Origin of the sequence: Candidatus Acidulodesulfobacterium acidiphilum, from assembly GCA_008534395.1 — a bacterium.
Taxonomy (GTDB): Bacteria; SZUA-79; SZUA-79; order Acidulodesulfobacterales; family Acidulodesulfobacteraceae; genus Acidulodesulfobacterium_A; species Acidulodesulfobacterium_A acidiphilum.
In genome coordinates this window covers 120,818-127,395 of record SHMQ01000004.1, presented here as the reverse complement: position 1 = coordinate 127,395, position 6,578 = coordinate 120,818, and the positions used below count along the sequence as shown (strand labels likewise).

Here is a 6,578-nt window from a genome sequence, read left to right as displayed (position 1 = left end):
AGAAGCCTGTCCAAAACTGCGGTAGCAAGTACGGAATCGGAAAATATTTTATCCCATTCCGAAAAGCTCCTGTTGGACGTGACGATTATGCTTCCTTTTTCATATCTTTGCGATACCAGTTCGAAAATAAGCTTTGCCCTATACCGTATTTTCTTAAAGTTTGCGGAACTCCGTTGATAGATCCTTCCTGCAGGATTTTAATCTTATCGTCATCCGAAAATTTTCTTCTTAAATTTAATCCCATTTTTTACCCCCCATTGACTTTAATTATAGTGTCTTATTTTATTCCAGTCAATTAGGGGGCTAATACATTTTTGGGTTTATGTTTTTTATTGACTTAAAACTTCATATTATAGTATTATAAATAAATTAATTAAACCGAAATTTATATAATGGGGCTGTAGCTCAGTTGGCAGAGCGCTTGCATGGCATGCAAGAGGTCGTCGGTTCGACCCCGATCAGCTCCACCAGTTATTGGCAACGAAATTAACTGTATAGGATTTTCATACATAGTATCAAGATAATTTAAGAATAAGCAAGAAACATAAACAAATACGCTGTTTATAAAATCCTATAAATCCTATACAATCTATCCTATGCAGTATCCTATGAAAAAATATAATAATTTATTGTAATATTTCTCCATAAAAAGCGTAATATTTTAAGCGGTCGGACTTTTTATTTTTGCTCTCGTATAATGCCTGGTCGGCGTAACGCAAAAAATTATCGGGATTAGGCAATTCTTTGCTTTTAATAGTACCGTCGTACATATAAACGCCCATGCTAAGATAGACGGTTATTTCATTGCTATTTTCTAAAAATATAGGTTCTTTAATCTTTTTTTCTATTTTTTCCAATATAGATTCAAGCTCGTTTTTATTATCTATATCTTCAACGATAATAACAAATTCATCTCCGCCGAGTCTCGCAATAAAATCGGTCTTGCGCAATACTTCCTTAAGTCTGGCGGAAACTATTTTTAATACATAATCTCCGACATGATGCCCGAATGTATCGTTAATAGGCTTAAAATCGTCTATGTCCATAATAGAAAAGGCAAGAAATTTTTTGCGGCGGTTTGTTCTCGATATTGCTCTTTCCATCTCAATGGATAATGAGCGGCGGTTTGGAAGACCGGTAAGCTCGTCATAAAAAGCTTGATAAGAAAGCTCTTCTGCCAGCCTGTGTCTTTCCGTTATATCCATTATTGTCCATAATATCTGTTCTTTGCCGCCAGCCCATCCATTTATTTTTTGTCCGTAAAAATCGGCATAAATAATTGTTCCGTCTTTCCTTAATATCGGTATATCGCGTTCAAATCCCTTTCCTTCTTTCAATATCTTATTAGCTGTCCCCTCGATTCTTTTATAAGTTGATTCATCAGGATAAATCTCGGTTAGACTATGCCTTTTTAAGGATTCTATATCCGGATAACCCAATGCATTAATAACGGCATAGTTAGCATCGATAAAAACTCTGTCGGGATAGCCGATTAAAGCAATACCGGCGGAAGTATTACTTAAAAATGCATTTCTTATTTCCGATTCTCTTTTTTTATCGTTTATAAGATCTATCCTGTCTAAACCGTAGCCTATATCTAAAGCTATTTCTTCCATTAGATTTTTAAGATCATCGTCAAAAAAGTTTTCTTCCGAATGAAGCACAGTTAATACCGCCCAAATAACTCCGCCTCTCATTATAGGCATAGAGGCGCTGGACAGCAAACCGAACTCTTTGTTTATTTCAAGCCATGGACGCATAGAAGGGTCATTTTTAAATGAAGGAATATAAACGGCTTTTTTTGAGCGCCATGCTCTGCCGACGCTGGAGTGTCCCTCCTGCACGTCTGAATTAACCGAAATATTTAAACGTTCGACTAATCCTTGAATTCCTTGATAAGATATAAAATGCACGTCTCCTTTTTCATCGGGCTGCGCTATCCATACTAATTTTAAACCGATATAATTTACTGCCATTTCACATATAGAGTCTATAAAAATTTTTTCATTTTCCGTTCTGCTTATCAACTGATTCATCTGTGCTAAAAAGAAATTGAACTCTATAAGCCGTTTCTGATGTTCTGTCTCGTAAACCAAACGTTTATTAACGTCTATATTATTAAGCGCTAATCCTAATGAATTTATAAGTTGTTTTATTACGCTAATCATATCTTTGTTGAAATAATATTTTGAATCGGATTGTATTCCTAAGATAGCCGCTGGATCAGATTCTAAATCCTTAAATATAGGAAAAGCCATCAAACTTTTTACTCTGGAAAACGTCGGATATTTATCTATAATTTTTTTATTAAAGCTATAAATAGGCCCGATCACTTTTTTTTCTTTATAAGCTATCGATACGGGCATGTTTCCCATTATATCGTCGCTTCTAAAGGATGGTTTTATTTTTAAAAGATTTTTCTCATGCTCTTCGTCGTCCGCACATGCGGCGACGGGAATAAAATAACCTTTCTCTTTATCCGGAACGACTAAAACGGATCCCATAGAATCGGTTTTAGCAACTATTAAATCAACGATATGTTTATATATGCTTTCTGCGTTTTTTAAAAATAAAACGGCTTCCTGAGCGCTAATAGCGGCTGATTGATAACTTTTAAGACGTAAAATTTTTTTAAACGTTATATTTGCTATTACGTCTAAAATTATAAATAAAAGAGTAAATAAAATTACAATTATTAAATAAATATGTTCTTTTCTCCAAAATAACTTCTCAAAGGTCGAGCTTGTCCAACCCGCTTTTATTATCCACGGATAATCAGCAATTTTTATAGAAGCGCCGCCTGAAAAATTTTGAGGATTTTTCTCATTAATGTCGAATTTTCCTTTTTGCCATGAAGATATCGTTTTGCCTGATATTTTTTCCATAAGATAAGCATTTATATATCGGGGAGTACTGATTGCATTAAAGTTAGAGATAATAAAAGGCGAACCGATAAAACCCAATGTATAGCCTTGTTTATCAATTATCCGTTCGTTCATAGGTATAACAAATTTTTTATTATATTTTTCAAAATATAACGTTCCTACGTATCGGTCTTTATAACCGTATACCTTAGTAAAAATAGTATTTTGTATATTTTTAAAAGCATTTTTAGAGCTTGACCAGACTACTTTATTCATTGAGCTGTTTAAAATATTTATAGCCGCAATACCCGGATGATACTTTTTGAAACTTTTAAAAACTTGAAGCGCTTTTTTACTTGGGGATAGATGACCGTCGTTTACGTTTAAAAATTCTTTTTTTAAAAAGTTAAGATCGTGAAAATGGGCATTTATTTGATCTTTAATAGAAGCAGATAGATTTGAAGCGGTCAAAGTTGAATATTCCCGGAGACGACTTTCTATATTTTTTTTCATGCTTATAGTTTCATGTGCAAATATAGACAATACAATACAAATTAGGAATAAGAAAAATATATGGATTGCCGTTAGTTGACGTTTTTCGGCTTGAGATATGGATGATTTACTTTTGCTGTTTTTAGGCAAAACTATAACCTCTTATTATATATAATATACAATAATTGTAATCTATCTTTTGCGAAAAACAATCAATTTAACAAATAATAGCAAGATATGAACGATAATATTTATAATTATTTTTATTATAACACAGTAAGATGCTTGAAGTTCTTATCGTCTTTTTCCGGATAATCTATATTGTAATGCGTACCGCGAGATTCCTTTCTTAACATTGCGGAATTTACGATGAGACTTGCTACTTCGGCTATATTCCTAAGTTCCAGGAGGTCTGTCGTTATCTTAAAATTCCAATAGTATTCTTTGATTTCGTAAAGCAGGTTGTCTATGCGCCTTTTTGCCCTCTCTAAACGTTTGTCCGACCTGACTATACCGACATAATTCCACATAGTCCGCCTGAGTTCGTCCCAGTTATGAGAAACGACTATCATTTCGTCGCCGCCCGTTAAACCGAAATCTTTCCATTCCGGCAATGCCGGCTTTTCATTTTCGACGACATCCGAATTAGACGTATTTGAAACTTTAGGCTCGGAAATTTTGAGCGATTCTTTCAAAAACCGCTGCGCCGCTTCGTAAGACTTTTTAGCAAAAACGCATCCTTCTAGCAGAGAATTGCTTGCAAGCCTGTTTGCACCGTGAAGTCCTGTGCAGGCTACCTCTCCGATGGCATAAAGACCGCCGACGGATGTTAAACCGTTTTCGTCGGTCAATATCCCTCCGCATAAATAATGTGCGGCAGGAACGACGGGTATCCATTTTTTAGACATATCTATGCCGAAACTCAACGTAGTTTTAAAAATATCCGGAAATCTCTTTTCCAAAAACTCTCTGCTTTTGTGGGTCATATCGAGATATACGCATTCGTCTCCGGTTCTTTTAAGTTCAAAGTCGATTGTTCTTGCTACAATATCGCGGGGAGCAAGACTCTTCAGCGGGTGAACGCTATCCATAAAAGGAGTTCCGTCTTTTAATCTTAAAGTGCCGCCCTCTCCCCTGAGAGCTTCGGATATTAAAAAAGACTTTGCTTCCGGATGGTAAAGTATAGTGGGGTGAAACTGGTAAAATTCCATATTGGCTATTTTAGCTCCTGCCCTGTGCGCCATAGCTATTCCATCGCCGGTAGATATATCGGGATTTGAAGTGTATAAGAAGACTTTTCCGGCTCCGCCCGTAGCAAGCACTACTATATCGGCACTAACGGTTATCACTTTGCCGGTATTTTTATTCAAAAAGTATGCGCCTAAAACCCTGTTTTCCCTATATTTTTCTATTTTTAGCTTCCGGGCGGTAATTAAATCTATGCCTATGTGATTTTCAAATATTTTTATATTTGATTTTTCTCGTGAAGTATCGACTAACGCTCTTTCTATTTCTCTGCCTGTTATATCCCCCGCATGCAAAACCCTTCTTTCGGAATGCCCGCCTTCCCTGCCCAGATCGAACTCTTTATTGTTTTCGGAATGCTTGGCAAATTTAACGCCCCAGCTTAAAAGATCCTGTACGATGCCGGGACCTTCCTCTACGACCATTCTTACTATATTTTCGTCGCAAAGTCCGTCGCCGGCGGTCAGCGTATCTAAGATATGTTTTTCGTACGAATCTTTATCGAGATTCATAACGGCGGCAAGCCCGCCCTGAGCATAGTTTGTATTTGATTCCGCTTCTTCTTTTTTAGTAAAAATTCCTACCGAAACAGAGTCGTCAAATCTATTTGCAAGCGAAAGACCTGCTATGCCCGAACCTATAACCAGAACGTTATAATGCATAAAATAAATTAATATTTATTTGCGCCGCTGTGTAAATTCCATTTCAAAACGGCTTTTCCGTTTACTCCGGTAATTATAAGTTTAATCCATTTAACGCCGGAGTTTAAAAATAATTTATGTTCTTTTTTGTCGTAATATTTTGGAAATTTTATAATATACTGCCTTGACCAGTCCGTAACGTAAGGAAAAAATTTCTTTAAAAAAACTTTTTTTTGCTGCGAGGGCTTAATGCTGAGCGGCATAATGCTTTCGCCCTCGTTATTCGTTAAATACACCATCCATATCGATCTTTTTGAATCTAAGTTGTTATAAGATTTGCGGGGGGTGTAAACCGAAACTAAAAATACGGTACTTTTTCCGATTTTTTTTATTAAATTTTTGGGGCGTTCCATATAATAACCGTAATATTTATCTTCATATGAACGCATAAAAGACTTATCGAAATAAGCAGCCCTTATATACATTACCGTATTAAGGTTATTGTATATATCTGCTTTGCGGGTCGCTTTACGCAAAGCCGAACGATATCCGCCGTTTGACGGAAACGGATGTTTTAAACCGAGAGAACTAAAAACGGAACAACCGGACAACAGAAAAACAGGTATGACAAATACAAAAAGTAAAATTATTAAAAAAACTGTTTTTTTCATAAGTATAATATTATTGCATTATATCTTTTTTAGTAAATAAGGAATGAAGCTCAATGCCGTTCTCTTTAAGAAATTCGGCTCCGCCTTCCTGTCTGTCGACGACGCAGACCGCATCCGTTATCTCATAACCTTCTTCACGCGCGTTTTTTACGGCTTTTAAAATAGAACCGCCCGTAGTAACGACGTCTTCTATTATTAAAATATTTGCTCCTTTGGATAAAAACTGTACAGGTTCGATAAGATTGCCTTTGCCGTATTCTTTTTTTTCTTTTCTGATAACGACTGATTTTAAAGGATTTTTATCCAAAAAACTCGCGGTCAGTATTGAGGAAATTAAAGGAATGCCTCCCACCGGAACGCCGGCAATTACCGAAAATTTTAGATCTTTTATTTTCTTAATTTCATCGTAAAGCAGTCTGCCGATAAGATATAAATACTCGCCGTCAAAAGAAATTCTGCGTAAATCTATATAAAAGTCGCTTGTTTTACCAGAGGCAAGAACGAATTCTTTTTTTTCGTAACATAAAGTTTTTACGGCATTCAATACGGACGTTTTAAGTGTTTCGGAGGTATCGTTTAAATCGTTATTTATCATTATTTTTTACCGTATAAAGACTGTTTATATATTATTATATTAATTACATATTAGTCATATTGCGCCGTTT

At 35.6% G+C, this 6,578-nt stretch carries 4 protein-coding genes, 1 tRNA gene and 1 pseudogene; 1 reads left to right on the top strand and 5 read right to left on the bottom strand.

The window, feature by feature from the left end:
• Nucleotides 1-137, bottom strand: a pseudogene (locus tag EVJ48_02665) (AAA family ATPase).
• 257 nt (nucleotides 138-394) lie between these two features.
• On the opposite strand from EVJ48_02665, the gene EVJ48_02660 reads away from it, so the two are divergent.
• Nucleotides 395-470, top strand: a tRNA-Ala gene (locus EVJ48_02660).
• A gap of 156 nt (nucleotides 471-626) precedes the next feature.
• On the opposite strand, the gene EVJ48_02655 is transcribed toward EVJ48_02660, so the two are convergent.
• From EVJ48_02655 to pyrE, 4 genes are all read right to left on the bottom strand, one after another.
• Nucleotides 627-3,377 carry a diguanylate cyclase gene (locus EVJ48_02655; GenBank protein ID RZV40087.1) on the bottom strand — a complete coding sequence of 917 codons (2,751 nt, stop codon included), beginning with the start codon at nucleotides 3,375-3,377 and terminating at the stop codon, nucleotides 627-629.
• Nucleotides 3,378-3,622: 245 nt separating this feature from the next.
• Nucleotides 3,623-5,263, bottom strand: a complete 1,641-nt coding sequence (locus EVJ48_02650; protein RZV40086.1) for an L-aspartate oxidase — start codon at nucleotides 5,261-5,263, stop codon at nucleotides 3,623-3,625.
• A gap of 8 nt (nucleotides 5,264-5,271) precedes the next feature.
• Nucleotides 5,272-5,913, bottom strand: coding sequence for a hypothetical protein (locus EVJ48_02645; protein RZV40085.1), 642 nt, complete (start codon nucleotides 5,911-5,913; stop codon nucleotides 5,272-5,274).
• 10 nt (nucleotides 5,914-5,923) lie between these two features.
• On the bottom strand, nucleotides 5,924-6,508 hold the full coding sequence (gene pyrE / locus EVJ48_02640; GenBank protein RZV40084.1) for an orotate phosphoribosyltransferase: 585 nt from the start codon (nucleotides 6,506-6,508) through the stop codon (nucleotides 5,924-5,926).
• Between the last annotated feature and the right edge of the window lie 70 nt (nucleotides 6,509-6,578).